The sequence below is a fragment of the Streptomyces sp. NBC_00224 genome, assembly GCF_041435195.1.
Classification (GTDB): domain Bacteria; phylum Actinomycetota; class Actinomycetes; order Streptomycetales; family Streptomycetaceae; genus Streptomyces.
Map to the genome: position 1 here is coordinate 8,588,075 of NZ_CP108106.1, position 17,965 is coordinate 8,606,039.

Consider the following 17,965-nt stretch of genomic DNA (forward strand, 5'->3'; position numbering starts at 1 on the left):
AGGTTCAGTGAAGGGCTGAACCGGCACAACGCCGTGGGCACGGAGCCGTTGCTGGGTATGGGTCGGCATGCGAGCTCGCGCCGCAGAGGGATACGTACCGCCCCCGCAGCTTTCGCAGGGTGTCGGTGTCGAAGCCGGTGCCGACCTTGCCCGCGTAACGCAGCCGTCCGTCCTCGTCGTGGTGGCCGAGCAGGAGGGCGTCGAATCCGATTCGGCTGCCGGAGTGTTCTGTGAAGCCCCCGATCACGAACTCCTGGCCGCCCCGCTGGTCACGCAGCGCGCGCTGCGTGTCGTCGAGGGGGTCGGGGTGGCGGGTGAGCAGGCCGGTGACCTTGCGGGGCGACAGGGACGCGTGGTTGGCCTCGACGCGGCCCTGGTTGATGTAGCGGACCAGGAGGTTGGCGCTGCCGGTGTAGCCCTGCTCGCGGATCTTCGAGAGCAGGTGGGTGACGGGGACGGCCGGGTCATCCGTGCGGCGTTTGCGCAGGTGGTCGCGGTAGGGATCGACGAGGCAGGACCGGTGGACGGGGGCGTGGACCATGCGGTCCGGCTCGGTGGCGCGGGCGTAGCGTTTGACGGTGTTCAGCGAGAGGCCCAGACGGCGGGCGCAGGCAAGCAGGTCCACGCCTTGAGACGGCTCGACGCCGCCCACCGTCTGCCCCGGCTGCGCAAGCTGTGGGCCGACAGTGCCTTCCGCACCACCGTCCTCGATTACGCCGCATCCGGGGCGCTGGCGCGGGGGCGGACGGGGACAGCGACACGACGCCCACTCCTGATGTCCAGGGCGCGGTGGTGTCAGCGTAGGCATCCACGGTGCGGGCACCGGCGTTTGAGCACCTCCGGACAAGAAACCGCCGCCGGTGTGTGTGCGGCTCAACCGGGTGGGTTGCGCGCCCTGCGTCAGAGACCGAACTTCGGTCCGTACGCACGCACTTGCTGCTGGTGCGGGGCCCGGAGTTATGGGCTGCGAATGAATTCGACGCTCCGCGCCGTGTGCGGGCTGCCTCATCGCGTATGTAGAAGAAGGCGAGGTTCGCCGAAAGGGCGTGAAGGAGCAGCGATGAGGAAACGGCACCCGGTGCCCGCGGGGTTAGGGCTGGTTCTCGCGGCGGTGCTGATCACATCGACGGCCAGTTCATGTTCTCCTGCGACGACGCGCCCGGACGCCTGTCGGTACGGCCCGACCGGCCGACGATGTACCGCATCGGCTGCACGATGACCGCCGGATCGTCCGGGTGCGGTTGGTTCACCACGGGTCCCGGCGGACAACTGCTGCTCACCTCCAACGCGTCGATCGGGCCGGCCGACAACACCTGGCTGGCGGGGCCGAGCCTGGGCCCGGAGGCCAATGAGGTCTACGCGTCCGTCAGCAGAAAATTCGCCTTCTCATGAGGCACACCACTGATGAGCAGAGACAGCCCGGGAGACACGATGAAGAAGCTCGTTTTCACTCAGCTCGCCCAGGAAGAGAGCAACTGGTGCTGGGTTGCCACCGGGCTGAGTATCGCCCAGTACTTCGGTCGCGGCACGGAATTGAGGCAGGCTGATTTCTACCTCAAAGCCGGGGGACCCCTCGGGAACGTACCCGAGCCCGAGCCCGGCACCTGGAACCTGACCGCAGGTCTGCAGCAGGTTCAGGTCGGCTGGCAGGAACTCGGGCTGGCGCCGGGCACCCTTGCCGTCGGAACGGTCAAGGAGGAGAGCAACGGAGCCACTGCCGTCGCCGGCATCCTCGACTTCGATGTCATCAAGGAGGAGATCGAAGCGGGTCGGCCCATTCTGACCAGGGTGGGGCGTGCGGCCGGTGATCACGCCCTTGTCATCTACGGCTACGACGCCGAGACCGACGGTGGCACGGTCCACTTCAGCGATCCCTGGGCGCGGAGCAGTTTCGCCACTGACAGTCCGCCGAGGGACACTTACCAGAGCATGCCCTACTCCGCCTATGTCGAGAACATGGAGTTTCGGTGGTTGCAGTCGGCATACCGGATTGGGCAGGAGCCGGGGTGAAGATGATCGTTTCCGGGAGAATTTCGCGACGCGCCACGATCCGTTCGTGAGCCGCCCGACGATCCGTTACATCCCCACCACCGGGCATCCGTATATGAAAGCGGTCTACCTCGTCCCGCGACCCCAGTAGAGACGGTCGTAATACGGCCCGAACGGTGTGCCGACGCCGCGGAGTTCGGATGCAAGCGGAGCGAAAGAAATAATAAAAACATCACCGCAGTCCGAGCGCAACCGGTCGATCAACCGCTCCGTGATGCCGGTCGGCATGGGGTCTGTTACGCGCAACTCCACGCCGTCCAGACCGTAATGGAGGGGGAGAGCGATAGCGGCCGTGAGCAGAGTGACCCCGGCAATACGGCATAGTGACCTTACTGTCCTGGGGCTTCATTTCTGTCATGCGGCATGCTAGGCGCGGGACTTGCGGGCAGAGGTAATTCGGTGTGACTGACGACAATATCCGGGCGTCCGGAGCGTATGAGGAGACGATTCAGATGGACGACCACGCTGGGGATGCAACTGACGGAAAGCGTCAGGAAAAAACCGGGCAGCAGGACTCGCTGATCCGCGCACCACGATCCGCTCCCGTCGCATCCGGGCCCGCGAACGCAGCTGATCTGCGCATCGCCTCGAAGCGGGCGTACTACGACAACAATCTGCCGTTCGGTCAGGCCGAGACGATCAGTGTGTACGTGTACAACGCGGGGCCCGCCGTCGCTCGTGCGGTGACCGTGGAGCTGCCGTACACCTCCTCGATGAACGGGGAAGCACTCACCAAATCGCTGCGCCGGGCGCAGGTACCGCTCGACGTCCAGCCCTCACAGGCACTGAAGGGGAACAACCTCTCCTGGAAGGACGCCGGTTCATTCCACTCCTCTGTGCGTGATTGGATCGTCGAGTGTTCGCTGGGCGACCTCGCGCCGTACACGCTGCTCGAAGTGAGCGTGAGTTTCCCCATGACGCACGGAGAGAGCTATACCGACCGCCCATTGACCGCCACGGTGTCCTCCCAGACCCCTGACCCGGATCTCCGCACCGCCTCCGCCCACTACGTCATCACGCCCAACCACCATCACGACGGGCCCCGGTACTGGCAGAGGGAAGGCGCCTGGGAGCAGTTGGACACCGCCGGGCCGGCCCCGCTGGAGCCGATCGACCAGGCTGATCTGCGTATCGCCTCGAAACGGGCGCGCTACAACAACGACCTGCCTCTTGGCCAGGCCGAGACGATCAGTGTGTACGTGTACAACGCGGGGCCCGCCGTCGCTCGTGCGGTGACCGTGGAGCTGCCCTACACGTCCTCCATGGACTGGAACGCACGCACCACCTCGCTGCGCAGGACATGGGTTCCGCCGGGTGTCGCCCCGCAGGAGGCGCTGAGGGCAAACGGCGTCCTGTTATGGGAGGACCACAGGTCTTTCCGTTCCTCTGTGCGTGATTGGAACATCGAGTGTTCGCTGGGCGACCTCGCGCCGTACACGCTGCTCGAAGTGAGTGTGCGTTTCCCCATGACGCGCGGAAAGAGCTATACCGACCGCCGGTTGACCGCCACGGTGTCCTCCCGGACCCCCGGTTCCCGTTCCGGTGCCATTTCCACCCAATACGCCATCACTCCCAACCACGACGAGGACGGCTCCGGCTACTGGCAGAAGGAAGGGGCCTGGGATCAACTGGGCGAGCAGTGGAACCCGGACGAGGACCCCGGGCAGCCTTCCCCGACCGGCTGGAGGCTGACGACCCCGGTCATCACGAGTCAGTCGGGGGAGACCCGCACCGACACCGCCATCAGCGACGTGTACTTCTCCCAGACCTCCGCCGACGCCCGGGCGAAACCCGCCGTCACCAGCCTCGACCCCGTGCGGCGCATCTTCACAGCCGCTCAACTGGACGGCGGCTCGGTCACGCGCCACGTGCAGCACGGCTACCGCATCACCGTCAGCCTCGACCGCACCACCGCACAGGCCTACATTGCTGCCCCCGACACCCTCGTCTCGCTCGTGCCGTCCCAGCACCAGGTTGCGGGCGGAGAGAGGGAGGTTCTCGTCGGGGGGTGGTTTGCGGTGAAGCATCTGTGGCCCGGCGCCCGGCTGAACGGGATGAGTGCGCAGGGGAAGCCGGTCGAGGCATACGTGGTGCGGGTCGAACCGGTCCGCCTCGACCACACCGACCCGGGCGAGAACCAGTGGGTGCAGCTGAAGGTCCACAGTCATTCCCACAGCTATGTGGTGGGGACCGCTGACCGGGGAGGGCTCCTGGCCCACAACGGCGGTGGCCGCAAGGCTGGACCTGCCGCACTGCCGGTCATGCTGGGCACCGCCCAGCGGGCCGCACAGCGGCTGATCGCCACCCACCACACCACGACCGCCGCCCCCCATGGCTACTTCCTGCGCGCACGCCGCCCGACCGAACCCCGGCCGGTGCGCGCTGCCGGCTCGCTGCCGCTTCCCGAGGGTGTCCCGCGCCGTGACGAGGCAGGCCGCTGGCTGCTCTACCTCTACGAGGAGGCGTCGCCCGGGGTGGTGCAGAACGCACGCGAGGCGGTCGCCGCCGGAAGCCCGTGGGAACTGACGTATGACCCCGGCCATCCCGGTCGGCGCACCGCGGCCCTGCGAGGAACGCCGCTGCAGAGCGTGCTGCTTACGCTGCCCGCCTCAGGGACCGGCGGCGGAGCCGGCCGCCACGGCCAGCTCGACCGCGACGAGTATCCCCCCACCATCGCCCGGGAGGGAGGCGACCTCGCGCGCGTCATGTACATCGAGACCGAGGACAACCAGTCCGCCGGCAGGCTGGTGGGGCGTCAGATTCAGGCGTACATGAGCTCGGACGATCCCGACGCGCCGTCCGGCACGTCGGTACGTATGCGCCGGGGCGACCGCTTCCGGTACGCGGTCATCCATGAGGGATACGGCTCCGTCGAGTACCTGGGCGACGGTCACCTGGACGATACGGCGATCGAGCCGCCGCCACGCGACTGAACCTCTTTCATCCTGAATAGCTGCAGGTCAAGAGGGTGTGGATGGCTTGCACTGTGCTGCTGATGCGGTTGGTTGAGCAGCGGGCTCGGCGGAGGACGCGCCAGGACTTGAGTCGGGCGAAGGCCCGCTCGCCTGGCGCTCTCAGTCGGGCGTGGTCGCGGTTGAACTGCTGGTAGTGTTCTGGTTGTTCGCGGTGGTGGTAGTACGGGGTGCGGACGGTGGCGCTGGCGCCCTGGTAGGCGCGGTTGGCCAGGATGAGGATCTGCCGGGTCAGGCAGGCTTGGACGATGCCGTGGGCGCGGGCCGCGGTCAGGTCATGGGTCCGTCCTGGTAGTGCACGTGAGAACCAGAGCGGTGTCCCGCCGGGGCGGGCGATGACCTGCACGTTCATCCCGTGCTTCTTGTGCTTCTGCGAGTAGTAGGGCTCGCCCGCCCTGATCCGGTCAGTGGGTATCAGGGTGCCGTCAACGATGACGAAGTCGCCGTCACCCAGGCCGACGAGAGCTTCTCGCAGGCCCGGTGCCCAGGCGGCCAGGACCTCGAGTGTCTCGTCGACGTACCTCCATGCGGTGGCTTCGGACACACCGAAACCTGCCCCGAGCTGGGCGAACGTCTCGTTCTTCCGTAGATGAGCCAGCGCAAGAAGAGCCTGCTTGAAGCAACCGAGCCTGCGCCAGGGCGAGTTGATCTCCAGTCTGCGGGCATGCAGCAGCCAGGAAACATGCTCAACAAGCTCGTGCGGCACATCGAGCATGGCAGGATACGGAACCAACGAAGCCCCCGGCGTCGATGTGATGAGTGGAATCACCACACCAACGACGGGGGCTTCGCCATGTCACAGGCACCCCTGCTGACCTGCACCTTCACCCTCCGGAGAAGGGATGAAAGAGGTTCATTGGCGCTGGGTGAACTGGGTTCCCGTCGGTGGCGACGCTGGACAGCTTGTTCTGCCATGGGCTGACCAGGCCAAGATTAAAGTCGACGTCGGACGCGGGCGACAGCCAGGACGATATTCGCGCTGTCACCACGGCGCGGCAACGCGCCAACATCAACTTAGAAGACCCGTTCTATTTACAGGCCCGGATGAGAGACCTTCGGTGGCTTGGTGGTGCCGGTCTCTCGTGTCTCTTGGCGCGGGTTTGTTTCTCTTGGTTGTGTCCGCGCTTTGGATGTACTGGTGTCCTATGGGGGTGTGTCAATGGCCTTTGTCTGTGTCGCTCGTGCGGGGTCATGTTGTGGCGTGTCGGAGTTGGCAGGGTGCGGATCGTGGGAGTCTGTGCGCAGTCGGGCTTCATGATGAGGGGAAGAGGGTGGGTTGTGCCGGTCGTTGATGTGACGAAGGCGTTTCGGTTCGCTCTTGACCTCGCGGAGGGGCAGGAGGGGCTGCTGGAGCGTCATGCGGGCAGTGCGCGTTGGGCGTTTAACCATGCGCATGCTCAGCTGCTTGCGCAGCAGCAGGCGTTCGACCTCCGTAAGAGCCGGGCAGCTGAGGAGCTTTCCGGTCTGGACTGTGACTCGTTTCTCGCGTTGCCCAAGAGTGACCGTCGAGAGCTGTATGCGCGGGCGGGTCGGCAAGTCAGGGAGGAGAACGTCCGGCGTTGTGCGGAGTTGAGGCTGTGGGACGAGCACCGCAGGCTGGTGAAGCATTGGGGCAGGCCGCGCCTTGACGCCGGTCCGGTGCCGCCCGGTGATGCGCCTCGGGCAGCGCAGGTGCTGTACCGGCGGCGCCGCGAACTTGCCGCGCTTGAGACCAGTGACCCCGTCCGTTACAGAGTCGAGCGCAAGGCTGAGCTTGACGAGATCCGCCCCCGCGTTATCGAGGCGAAACAGCGCCTGGCCGGCGAGGGTGCCTACATCCTTGACGCGTTCGACCTCAAGTCCCTGTGGCGCCAGAGGCGTCATCTGCCCCGGGAAGAGGGCGGCTCGCCTTGGTACGAGGGCATGCACACGGAAGCGTTCGGGTGCGGCATCGAGCGTGCCAGCACGGCCTGGGCCAACTGGATGTCGTCGGTGGCCGGCAAGCGCAAGGGCCCGAAGATGGGCATGCCGCGCTTCAAGAAGAAAGGCAGGGCGAGGGAGTCCTTCACCCTGCCCAACCCCAGCCGCAAGGCAGTCGGTTTCACCAGCTACCGCCGCCTGGACGTCCGCTCCCTGGGGAACTTCCGCCTGCACACCCCGGCCCGGCACCTGCTGAGGCTGATCCGCAAGGACCGGGCACAGATCACGTCGGTGACGTTCGGCCGTGAGGGCCACCGCTGGTACGCATCTGTGCTGTGCGTGGTGCAGCAGGACATCCCCCACCGGCCCACGCGGACACAGCGCGTGAACGAACTTATCGCGGTCGATCTGGGTTCCGATCCCGTCGCCGTGCTGTCCGCGCCCCTTGATATCGCCAGGCCGGACTCGGACCGTATCCCGGCACTTAAGCCCTACCGTCTTGGGCAGAAGCAGCTGGCGCGTATCCAGCGCAAGCTGTCGCGGTGCGCGAAGGGTTCGAAGAGGCGCAGGAAGAAGCTCCAGCCCCGCCTGGCCAGGGCACACCATCTGGTCGCCGAGCGGCGCAAGGGTTTCCTGCACGGTGTCAGCAAGCAGCTCACTACCAGGGCCGCGGTGATCGCGATTGAGGACCTGGACCTCAAGGCGCTGACCGCGTCCGCGGCGGGGGATGTGGCGGCACCGGGGCGTAACGTCACAGTGAAGTCGGTGTTCAACCGGCATCTGCTCGACAACGGTCTCGGCGAGCTGCGTCGTCAGCTCGTCTACAAGTCTTCGTGGTATGGCTCCCGGCTCCTCGTATTGGAGAAGGGTACCGCGACCGCGACGGAGTGCAGCAAGTGCGGCGAGCGAAACCCAAGCTCAAAGCCTGGCAAGAAGCGCTTCACCTGCCCTGCCTGTGGTCTTGACGTGGACCGCAGGACGAACAGCGTCCGCAACATCTACAAGGTTGCGCGCGGGCAGTACACGTCCGTCGCCTCTGGCCAAGGGGAGACGCAAAACGCCCTCCGAGAAGAGGAACCGCCGACCGCCAGCGATGGCGCAGGCCCCTCTTCGCTGAAGAGACCCCCGCCAGCCCCAGCCGGGCGGGCGGGTGGAAGACCCACGCGGTCACCCTGAACCAGCAATGGTCCAGTCACCCCTCAAATCCGTGCGCGGAGACAACTCAACAGAGCGCCCACACAACAGGAGACCCACTCGGCGGCACAAAGAGAAGGCAAAGCCGCCACGGACACACAGGCCAAAGAGCCCAGAGTCCACACACACAGAGGTGAGCCGTTCGTGGGCGAGCTGGGCGTGAACTGGAACAACCAGAGTCCTCGCACACAGAGGTGAGCCGACCTCCTCGAACTGGTCGAGCACGAGCACGAGTCCCCGCACACAGAGGTGAGCCGGCCCGCCAGCACGACAGCGAGCAGCCGGGGTAGCAGAGTCCCCACACACAGAGGTGAGCCGTACGGCGACCCGCTCCTGCTGCCGGAGCAGGCGAACCAGAGTCCCGACACAGTAGGGCGAGCCGCAGCCGGACGGGCGTCTCCGCGTGGTCACGGACACCCTGATCATTGGATCGTGAAGATCCATAGGACAGGAGTTCCCGTTGGGGACGTCGACGGACTCGCCTGAGTTCAAGGCCCATGCCGTCGCGCTGTACCGCGCCAGCCCCGGTGGGACATACGCCTCGGTGGCCAAGGGCGTGGGCATCAACCACGAGCTGCTGCGGGTCGGGTTCCGGGACGCCGAGGCCGCAGCCCGGCCGGGGGCGGGGGAGGCCACTGCTATGGAGATGGAGAACCGGCCGTTGCGGGCTCGGGTGAAGCAACTCGGGCTTGAGCGGGAGATCCTGCGGAGGGTCGCGAAGAATTTTGCGTCCTAGACCAGCTGGTGAGTAGCCGCTTCCAGTTCGTCGACGATCACCGTGCGCCTTCGGCGTCAAGCGGCTGTGCCGGATGCTGCAGGTCTCGCGTTCTGGTCGTCGGCGTCTCTGCCGCCAACATCCTTGACTGCGAAGGGCTGAGCCCATGGCGGCGGGTCTCCAAACGCAAAACGACCGCTGCCTCGGCTGCCGTCTGTCAGGCCGTGTTCATGCTCCGCTGGTTCGCGATCACACATGTGTGGACCGCCTGGCCGCGACGCGGGTATCTCTCAGGCCACCGGATACCGCATTCTTCACGAAAGCGTCGACGTCCTCGCGGTACAGGCGCCTGATCTCGTTGAGGTTCTGGAACAGTGCCGACGCGAAGGTGTGCCGTTCGTGATCCTGGACGGCACCCTCATCCGCTGTGACCGGGGGGACCGAACGCGGCACCGATCTCTGGTATTCGATCCGGATCAAGCACTCTGCCGGGAACATGCAGTTCCTCGCCGCGCCCGACGACACACCCCTGTGGGTGTCCGACGTCGAACCGGCAGCGTCCACGACCTGGCCGCCGCCCGCATCCACGCGCAACCCGATCTCTATCAAACGGCCCGCGACGGCCTGCCCACACTGGCCGAGATCGGATACCTGGGTGCCGGAGCCGGTGTCCACGTTCCCTTCCGGAAGTACCCCGACCTGCCCGGTGACCTCGGCGTCACCAACCAGACCTACAACAGACTCCTACGAGGGCTCCGCTTTCTCGGTGAGCGTGCCATGGCCGAGCTGAAGCAGCGTTGGCGCACCCTCCAGTACGTCACGCTTAGAGGTCCTAACAAAGGCGTTGGACGTGGCGGTGGGTGATGAGGCAGGTGGCGAGTCCGAGGAAGGCTTCGTGGATGTCGTCGCGTCGTTCCCAGCGGATGCGTAGTCGGCGGAAGCCGTGGAGCCAGGCGATGGTCCGTTCCACAACCCACCGGTGGACTCCGAGGCCGGATCCGTGCGGGACGCCGCGGCGGGCGATCACCGGTTTGACCCCCATTGCCCAGACGAGACGGCGGTATTTGTCGTGGTCGTAGCCGCGGTCGCCGAGCAGGCTGTCGGGGCGGTTGCGTGGCCGTCCGACGAGGCCGGCAACAGACGGGATCTTCTTCAGCAGGGGTATCAGCTGGGTGATGTCGTTGCGGTTGCCGCCGGTCAGCGAGACGGCAAGTGGGATGCCCTGGCCGTCGACGATGAGGTGGTGTTTGCTGCCCGGACGTGCTCGGTCGACCGGGCTGGGACCGCTTTTGGGCCCCGTCGAGCTGCCCTGATGTGGGAGGAGTCGATCACCGCCCTCGACCAGTCCAGCTTCTTCGCGACCCGCAGCTTCTTCAGCAGCACCAAGTGCAGTTGGTCCCAGACGCCGGCATCGTTCCACGCTGCCAGGCGCCGCCAGCAGGTCATACCGGATCCGAACCCCAGCTCCTGCGGCAGGTATTCCCACTGGATCCCGGTATGCAGCACGAACAGGATCCCGCAGAGTGCCTGCCGGTCCGGTACCCGGGGGCGTCCCTCCACCTGTTTCGGCGCCGGATCCGGAAGCAACGGCTCGATGAGCGACCATAGTTCATCCGACACGATCCATGGCCGCGACTGACGTTTCCCCACGGCCAGACCAACGACCATCCGAACCAAAAGTCACATGATCAACAACTTCTGTTAGGGCCTCTTAGCCCGAACCGGAACGGCGCCATCGCCCAGGCCGTCCTCGTCCTCAATAATGCCTGGCGATGATCCCTGAGAAAGCGTCACTGCCCGCGCCACGCGCACCGTCTCCGCCGGAACCCGACCAAGCCCTTATGTACGCAATGACACCGCCGCCGCTCCCAAACCCGACGTCGGTCTCCACCACCACAGCCATGTGATGGTGGAGACCGACGGCAAGCAGAGGTCCTTCATTCGCCAACGGTGTCCGGTTCGCAGACGCCCCGCACCGGCATCGGGTCACCGGCCACCGACGAGATCGGCGTAGACGAGCACGTTCTGGTCGTAGCCCTTGCCCCGGACGTACGACCCGCCGCAGGTGACCAGCCGGAGTTCGGAGCGTTCCTGGGTGTCACCGAGCACGTCTTGCCGGGTGAGCGCCGCCTTGGACACGGCCTTGCTGCCCCGCACGGTGAAGATGACGCTCGAGCCGTCCGCACGCTCGATCACGATCTCCTGCCCCGGCCTCAGCGCGCCGAGCCGGTAGAAGACCGAAGGCCCGGTGCGCGAGTCCAGGTGCCCCACGAGGGCGGCCGTGCCCGCCGCGCCCGGCGCCGACGACGTGGAGTACCAGCCGACCTTCTCTTCGTCACGTCCTTGGGGGACCGGAAGCATGCCGGTGTCCTCGGTGCTGTCAAGCCGGATGATGGCGGAGTCTACGCCGATGCCGGGGATGCGGATGGTGCGTGGCGGCACCGCCGGCAGGGGCGCGACCGGATGCGACGGCGCAGCCGAGCTGCGCGCGCTGCTGTGGGCGTCGGGTCGGGGCGGAGCCTCCGGGGCCGACGGGCCGCGCACCCCATACCACACCATTGCCATACCGGTGGCGGCCAGGGTCAGCAGCAGCACGATGGCGGCCGATGAGGCCCGGTTGTGCCGGGTTTCGGCGTTCGCGCGGTCAGTGCTTGGCACGGCGGCGCACCGCGTACGTGGTTCCGGCTCCGCCCAGGAGCGCGAGTACCGCGCCGCTGCTGACCCACAGCGCCGAGGAGTCGGAAGTCTCCGTGGCGCCCCCGTTGCCGGCCGCGATGCCGAGCTTGCTGGATCCGTCGGAGGTGGTGGGGCCGCCGTCGGCGGAGGGAAATCCCGTCCCGCCCGTGCTGGAGGAGCGACCGGTGCGGCCAGTGCCGCTGGTGCCGGTCAGCGAAGAGTCTTCTTTGCCGCCGTCCTTGGCCTTGTCTCCCGCCTTGGCCTTGTCACCGCCCTTGTCACTCTTGCTGCGGGGCTCGTCGTCCCTGCGGCCGTCCTTGCTCTTGTCGTCCTTGCCGTGGTTGTCGTCCTTGCCCTTGCCCGCGCTGTTGACGAGGTCGTCGACGGCACGGACTGCCTTGACAGCTGCTTCCCACTCGGCGCCGAACTTGTCCTCCTGGAGCCGGTGGCCCGCCAGCGGGGCGAACTTCTTCTTCGCGTCCGCGAGGATGGCCCCTCCCTTCTTCGCGGACGCGTCCTTGAGCTGTTGAACCTGCTGCTCCAGGCTGGAGAGCCGCTTGCTCAGGGCGCCGATCCGGCCCTCGGCTTCCTTCGACTGCGCCTTGATCTGAGCGTCCAACTCCTTGATCCGCTTGTCGAACTCCGGGTCCAGGTCGGGCAGTTCGCGTACCTGCTTCTTGAGTGCGGCGACCTTCTTGACGTATGTGGTGCCCCATGCGAGGTCGGCGGCCGCCGAGTCCGGCTTCTGGTCGGCGCTCTGCGCGGCCACGGTGCCGGTCGCGGGCTGGGTTTCGGCGGCCATGGCCGAGGCCCCGCTGGACAGGAGCAGAGCCGCCCCCGTCAGAGTGGTCATGCCGACCCCGAGGGCCATACGACCAGCCATACGACCGGTTATACGATGCCGAGCGGCAGCAAACGAATGGGTGCTCATGGGAATTCCCTCCATGCTTCTTGCCAGTGGAGGGGTGGAGGCCGCATGGGCCTCCACCCTTGGACGAACGGGGCACCCGGGCGCAACGGCCCGGTGCCGGATGCTGTTTATTGCTCGGCGACGGCCTTCTTCGTGGCCTGGCGCAGCTCGATGATGAACTGCTTGGTCCTGTCGAAGTTCACCGTGAACTGCTTGTCGTCCTTGATGAGGGCCTCGGTGACCTGCAGCTGGCTGTTGGACTTGTTGTAGAGGGCGTCCAGCCTGAAGTTGTCGCGCTGCTCGGTGGCGAGCACGACGATAGCCTTCTGGGACTGACGCAGCAGCCGGACCAGTTCCTCGGTGGAGTTGAGGTTGTCCAGGGCCTTCTGGGTGTCCTTGAGCTTGTCCCCGAGGTCCTTCGCCTTCTGACCCGCGTCCTTGTCGTTCGAGTCCAGGTTGGCCAGGGCCTTCTGGTGGTCCTTTACATCGTCCTTGAGGACATCCTTGCCGCGGCTGTCGGGCTGCTTGTCGATCCTGCCCTTGAGGTTGTCCAGCTGCTTCTGCAGGTCGTCCTTGAGCACGGCGTTGTCGACCTTCCCGCTCAACTCGCCCAGGGCCTTGTTGGCGGCGTCGTAGGACGGGATGAAGTCGTTGCCGCCGGCCTTGCGGGCGGCATCAGCGACCTGTGCCCGGGCGTTGGACAGGGCCTTGTTCGGGGCGTCCTTGCTCGACGAGTCCTTGATGCCGTCGATCTTCTTCTGCAGGTCGTCGGCGACCTTGTCGAGTGCGTCGGCCAACGCCTTCTCGGCCTCGGTGACCTGTGTCCCGGCCTTGTCAGCCTGGGCCTTGAAGTCGTCGGTGCCAATGGCCTGACGGGCCTTCTCGATTCCCGCGTGAGCCTCGTCCGTCTTGGCGCGGGCCGGGTCTCGCTTGCCGTCAGGCAGGGCGGGGATTCGGTGCTGGACCTTCTTCAGACGGTCCTCGAGGTCCTTGATCGGGGCCTTGTCCTTGGTGTCGTCGGCGGCCTTGATGTCTTCGCCCAGCTTCTTGATCGCGTTGACCGCGGTCGTGTAGCGCTTGTCGAACTCTTCAGGCTGGCTGCGGTACTTGGCGAGCTGATCCGTGGAGACCTTCTTCTGCGCGTCCTCGAGAACCAGGCGCAGCTTGGCCTGCTTCTCCGGGGAGAGGGCCTGGAGCTGCTTCTCCATCTCCGCGACGCGCGCAGCGAGCCGGTCGGATATCCGGCCGGTGGCCTTCTTGTGCTGGTCCTTGACCTGCTTGTCGAAGTTGGCGATCTTCGTGTCGTAGTCCTTGTCGAGAACGTCGAGGTCGTCGATTTGTTGCAACAGGGCGCGCAGTTCGGTGACATAGACGTCCTTCCACGCCAGTTCGTCCTTCCGGAACTTCTCCAGGTCGTCGATTTGCTCGCTGACCGTCTGCTTCAGCGCGACCTTCACCGCGTCACGCGCGTGGGACACGGCCTGGGCCAGCTTGCTGCTGTCGCCCTCGGGCAGCGCCGAGGCGATGCGCTGCGCGGCGGAGACCTTGTCCTGGGCCGGGGCCCGGAACTTTTCCGGAACCGAGGTCAGCGCCTGGCCAGCCTGGCTGATCGCGGACTGCGCCTGTGTCTTCGAGTCAATGGGGGTGCCGGAGGGCTCGGCGGCCTGGGCAATGCTCGCGCCGGCGGACAGGGCGGTGCTCACCGCGATGGCCACGAGACCGGCCTGGGCGGCACGGCGGGCCTTGCGCGGGCCGTGGGACTGCTTGGTCATCTTGAGTAACCCTTTCGCGTACGTGAATCGGCCGAACGGCCATGAGGGAGGTTCGGTTAGGTGTTCAACTGCTTGGGTCCGGCGCGCCGGCTGACTGGCTGTATTTCTTCAACGGGCCCGATATCAGGCTTGGAAGGCCTTAACTATTTCGCTGTAGGCGGTGACAATGTTCGTCTCGGCAGCATCGGCAAGGCTGCCGAATTCCGCAGACGTCTTGGCGACGTCGGCCTCTGCGTACGCCGACTGTGCCTGGCTGAATACGCCCTGCACCCTGCTCTTCTGCTCATCCGTCAGCTTGCTGCGGCTCTTCTCTAGCTGACGAAAATTCTCGGTCAGTTTCGTGGCCCGCTCGGCATTTGCGTCCTGGAAGCGCTTGAGCTGGTTATTCAGATCTTTGATCTTGCCTTCAAGATCCTTGCTGCCCGATCCGTCGGCCGTGGTCGGTTCCATCTGGATGTGGGCCACCAGCATTCCGCTGTACCCGTCGGGGTCCGCCGCCACCTTTTCAGACCGTCCCGGATTTGCGATGCGCACCGTGACTTCGTCGACCCCGGCTGGCGCCTGAAACGTCAGACTCCGCTGGCGCCAGCCCGGGTTATTAATACGCTCGTTGTTGTTGGAGGTCGTAGCGCCCTTTCCGGTGTAGTACTGGATATAGTCCTCCTGCTTGAGGACCTTTCCCGAGTCAGCGACAGCAACCTCGCCACGCACGTGGGTCGGACGGCCGATGTCGTGGCCAGGCCAGGTGCTGTAGCCGCTAAGGAACGAGAAGTCGTACCACTTTCCCGGCTCTACCTTCACGTTCTGCTCGATGAATCCGAGGGTGGCATTGCCGTTGACGTCGATGAGGTTGGCGTCCTTCGGGACGCCTTTTCCTTCCGGGAAGTATGCGTCCTGGCCGTTGATGAGATCCACCGCGTCCTGGGCCTCCGCTGGGCGCTCGACGCCGCCCCCGCCCGTGAACTTGCCCCACTTCCAGGATTCCAGCCCCAGGAACTGGTCGCCGTTCCAGCGCCCCGCCGCCTTGATTCCGTGGTTTGCGGTGGACCAGTTCGCACCTTGGCGGAACTGGTAGTCGGTGAAGTCCCCGTTCTTTATCATGTTTTCTGGCGATGCCGGGGGCGTATCGGCCTTTGCTGTGGCGACGACGGTCCCGGACACCATCGCGGCAGCCACCATCACAGTGGCCGCCTGGTTTCGGAGACGTGGCGAAATCGCGTAGTTCATCTATGAAGTCCTCATTCGGATAGGTGACCGCGGCAACCCATACGTCGAGGCACACGCAGCAATCCGCAAACGGTCACACCCATTGCGATGTGATCTGGGTCACTGTCGTCAAGTGCATGTGAAAAACCGGCGCTGCAGTTAACAGGGATGTACTTTCCTAAAATGTACTTAACTTGAGCAAAGAGTATTGTGCCGGGGTCTTTAGTCCTGTTCCGCGTGGGCCGTTCGACCCTGTGCGGCCAATAGGTGGCGCATAATGCTGATTGGGCGCCGGCTGCACTGCGTGGACCGTCGATGCCTGGCGGCAGGGCTGTGGGCGCGATTCTTCGCCAAGGTGCCGTCCGCGTATCGACGGATCGAAGGTCCAGCCCCGCCTGGACGACTCGGAGTTGAGGCATGACCAGCAGAATCAAACCGATCACGCCGGAGAGATACCGGCTCTGACCCCCGACGAAAGTAGGGGGGTAGGTTACGCAGGAGTGTGTAAGCCTTACTGCTAGGCCGACGGCCGGGGAGCGCGTGCCGTTACCCCTTTCTCACCTACGTGCTCCGCACGAAGGTGAGAAAATCAGCCTGACGAGTGGATGGTCAGATGCGATGGCGCTGCAACCCTAGCCGCGTACTGGAATGAGGGTCGGGTACGGCCCGTGCGGCGGTACTGGAGACGCAACAAGGTAAGGATTGGTCATGCGCACCGGTGATACGTCTTGGCGTCCGACGCGGGTCGATATTGGCGTGAGTCTGGCGGCGGCTGTATACGAAGTGCGCGACCTGCTTCTGCGAGGCGCGCAGGACTGGACTTTTCCGTCGAATCCGTGGTTCAACTATGCGGTATGGCTCGCCATGAGCGTGCTTCTGCTGTTTCGTCGACGCTGGCCATTGCCTATCGCTGTCGTGGCGATTGCAGCTGATGTGGTGAGTTTCTACCCGGCTGCCGAGGCAGTCGCCCTGTACACCGTGGGTACGAAAATTCGGTCGTACCTGTGGCAAGTCGGAATTCTTGCTGCATGTGGGGCTGTCCACTTTTGGGTCTATATATCGGGCGACCACGGCCCTTCGATTCTGTCGCAATTGGCGGCGCATTTCTTTATTTTCACTGCGACTCCGCTACTGCTGGGGCTTTACGTGGCTACGCGCCAGCGCCTGCGTAAAAGTCTTGAAGAGCAAAGAAACTATATCAATCGAGAGCGCATCCTGATGGCCGAGAAGGTCCGAGCCGAGGAACGCCAGCGCATCACCCGGGAAATGCACGACGTGGTGGCACACCGAGTCAGCCATATAGTGATGCACGCTGGCGCGATCGAGGTGGCTGCGCTCCACAGCCGTAAGGAAGAACACGACAGGCAATGGATGGCACGGGAAGCAGCCCAAATTCGTGTGGCTGGCAGAGAGGCTTTGCGAGAGCTGCGCGAACTGCTGCTCGTCCTCAAACCTTCCGACGGCCAAGCTGCCCCTTTGGGCCCCCAACCCAACCTTAGTGATCTCCCTGCGCTCATCGAACGGTCCCGAGCGGTCGGTCTGCCCGTCGTGCTGGAGAACGGTGTGCATACCACCCTGACATCGTCAGCGCAGCACGGCCTCTACCGCATCGTGCAGGAGGCATTGACCAATGTACTCAAGCACGCACCCGGAGCAGCCACCCACATCCTCCTTGCCGAACACGGCGACACGCTGGAGCTGAGAGTGAGGAATGCGGCGGCACCGCCCACGACCGGCACCGCCTCCCTGCCGGGCTCCGGCAAGGGGCTGGCCGGGCTGCGTGAGCGCGTGTCCTTCCTCAACGGCACCCTGGAGGACGGGCCGTGCGCTGACGGTGGGTTCCAGGTGCGAGCTGTCATTCCCATTGCAGCGAACCGCCTCCTGAAGGGCACCACATGATTCGCGTCCTGCTCGCCGACGACGATGCCTTGGTTCGCCAAGCCTTGCACGCCATGCTCGAATCCCACGACGACCTGCACGTCGTCGGCGAGGCACGGGACGGTCAGGAGGCCATCACCATGGCCCGTCGCCTCCACCCGGACGTCGTGCTCATGGATATCCGCATGCCCCACCTCGACGGCCTGGCCGCCACCTGTGAGATCACGAAACACGCGGGCTGCCCCAGCGTGCTCATGCTCACCACGTTCGATGTCACCGAGTACATCGACCAGGCACTGACGAGTGGTGCCGACGGCTTCCTGCTCAAAGACGCCCCGCCCCTGGAAGTCGCCCAAGCCATCCGTGATGTCGCTCAGGGCAAGGCTGTCCTGTCGAACGACATCACCCTGCAGATCGTGCACCTCGTCCGGGATCGTAGCCGCGCCTTCCTGGGCATCGACCGCGACTTGCTCCCCTCACTCACCAACCGAGAACGCGACATCCTGCCTCTCATCGCACAGGGCAGATCCAACGCCGAGATCGGCCACAGACTCCACGTCAGCGAAGCCACTGTCAAAGCCCACGTCAGCCGGCTACTCATCAAACTGGACGTCGGAAACAGGGTCCAACTCGCGATCCTCGCCCACCGCGCCGGCCTGGCCGGCGAATAAGCCCTTGCGGGCATGAACTTGCA

At 65.3% G+C, this 17,965-nt stretch carries 14 protein-coding genes and 1 pseudogene; 8 read left to right on the forward strand and 7 right to left on the reverse strand.

What is annotated here, in order from left to right; translation table 11 throughout:
* Window positions 1-4 precede the first annotated feature (4 nt).
* Complete coding sequence (locus tag OG965_RS38380; RefSeq protein WP_371656709.1) at window positions 5-625, reverse strand: hypothetical protein; 621 nt, start codon at window positions 623-625, stop codon at window positions 5-7.
* A 512-nt stretch (window positions 626-1,137) separates the two neighbouring features.
* Here OG965_RS38380 and OG965_RS38385 point away from each other — a divergent pair.
* The 3 genes from OG965_RS38385 to OG965_RS38395 all read left to right on the forward strand — a co-directional run bounded on the left by OG965_RS38385 (window position 1,138) and on the right by OG965_RS38395 (window position 4,982).
* On the forward strand, window positions 1,138-1,392 hold the full coding sequence (locus OG965_RS38385; protein ID WP_371656710.1) for a hypothetical protein: 255 nt from the start codon (window positions 1,138-1,140) through the stop codon (window positions 1,390-1,392).
* Between the two features lie 39 nt (window positions 1,393-1,431).
* Window positions 1,432-2,010, forward strand: a complete 579-nt coding sequence (locus tag OG965_RS38390) for a papain-like cysteine protease family protein (RefSeq protein WP_371656711.1) — start codon at window positions 1,432-1,434, stop codon at window positions 2,008-2,010.
* A 491-nt stretch (window positions 2,011-2,501) separates the two neighbouring features.
* On the forward strand, window positions 2,502-4,982 hold the full coding sequence (locus OG965_RS38395) for a hypothetical protein (RefSeq protein ID WP_371656712.1): 2,481 nt from the start codon (window positions 2,502-2,504) through the stop codon (window positions 4,980-4,982).
* A gap of 7 nt (window positions 4,983-4,989) precedes the next feature.
* Here the strand turns inward: OG965_RS38395 and OG965_RS38400 are convergent, their stop codons facing one another.
* Window positions 4,990-5,793 carry a transposase family protein gene (locus OG965_RS38400; RefSeq protein ID WP_371656713.1) on the reverse strand — a complete coding sequence of 268 codons (804 nt, stop codon included), beginning with the start codon at window positions 5,791-5,793 and terminating at the stop codon, window positions 4,990-4,992.
* A 506-nt stretch (window positions 5,794-6,299) separates the two neighbouring features.
* Between OG965_RS38400 and OG965_RS38405 the strand changes: the two genes are divergently transcribed.
* The 3 genes from OG965_RS38405 to OG965_RS38415 all read left to right on the forward strand — a co-directional run bounded on the left by OG965_RS38405 (window position 6,300) and on the right by OG965_RS38415 (window position 9,693).
* Complete coding sequence (locus OG965_RS38405; RefSeq protein ID WP_371656714.1) at window positions 6,300-8,096, forward strand: RNA-guided endonuclease TnpB family protein; 1,797 nt, start codon at window positions 6,300-6,302, stop codon at window positions 8,094-8,096.
* Window positions 8,097-8,574: 478 nt separating this feature from the next.
* Complete coding sequence (locus tag OG965_RS38410) at window positions 8,575-8,850, forward strand: transposase (protein ID WP_371656715.1); 276 nt, start codon at window positions 8,575-8,577, stop codon at window positions 8,848-8,850.
* 234 nt (window positions 8,851-9,084) lie between these two features.
* The gene (locus OG965_RS38415) at window positions 9,085-9,693 is read left to right on the forward strand and encodes a transposase family protein (protein ID WP_371656716.1); all 609 of its coding nucleotides are present in this window, start codon (window positions 9,085-9,087) and stop codon (window positions 9,691-9,693) included.
* A gap of 55 nt (window positions 9,694-9,748) precedes the next feature.
* Here the strand turns inward: OG965_RS38415 and OG965_RS38420 are convergent.
* From OG965_RS38420 to OG965_RS38440, 5 genes and pseudogenes are all read right to left on the reverse strand, one after another.
* A pseudogene (locus OG965_RS38420) lies at window positions 9,749-10,497 on the reverse strand (IS5 family transposase); the annotation flags it as partial.
* Between the two features lie 318 nt (window positions 10,498-10,815).
* Window positions 10,816-11,487, reverse strand: a complete 672-nt coding sequence (locus tag OG965_RS38425) for a sortase domain-bontaining protein (RefSeq protein WP_371656717.1) — start codon at window positions 11,485-11,487, stop codon at window positions 10,816-10,818.
* Window positions 11,474-12,388 carry a hypothetical protein gene (locus tag OG965_RS38430; RefSeq protein WP_371656718.1) on the reverse strand — a complete coding sequence of 305 codons (915 nt, stop codon included), beginning with the start codon at window positions 12,386-12,388 and terminating at the stop codon, window positions 11,474-11,476. The genes OG965_RS38425 and OG965_RS38430 overlap by 14 nt, the downstream gene beginning before the upstream one ends.
* Before the next feature lie 155 nt (window positions 12,389-12,543).
* On the reverse strand, window positions 12,544-14,187 hold the full coding sequence (locus tag OG965_RS38435) for a hypothetical protein (protein WP_371656719.1): 1,644 nt from the start codon (window positions 14,185-14,187) through the stop codon (window positions 12,544-12,546).
* Between the two features lie 123 nt (window positions 14,188-14,310).
* Window positions 14,311-15,414, reverse strand: a complete 1,104-nt coding sequence (locus OG965_RS38440; RefSeq protein ID WP_371656720.1) for a hypothetical protein — start codon at window positions 15,412-15,414, stop codon at window positions 14,311-14,313.
* Window positions 15,415-16,101: 687 nt separating this feature from the next.
* Here OG965_RS38440 and OG965_RS38445 point away from each other — a divergent pair.
* Both OG965_RS38445 and OG965_RS38450 read left to right on the forward strand, forming a co-directional pair.
* The gene (locus OG965_RS38445; protein ID WP_371656721.1) at window positions 16,102-17,292 is read left to right on the forward strand and encodes a sensor histidine kinase; all 1,191 of its coding nucleotides are present in this window, start codon (window positions 16,102-16,104) and stop codon (window positions 17,290-17,292) included.
* A complete protein-coding gene (locus OG965_RS38450; protein ID WP_371656722.1) occupies window positions 17,289-17,942 on the forward strand; it encodes a response regulator in 654 nt (217 codons plus the stop codon). Before OG965_RS38445 ends, OG965_RS38450 begins: the two co-directional genes overlap by 4 nt.
* The last annotated feature ends 23 nt before the right edge of the window (window positions 17,943-17,965 follow it).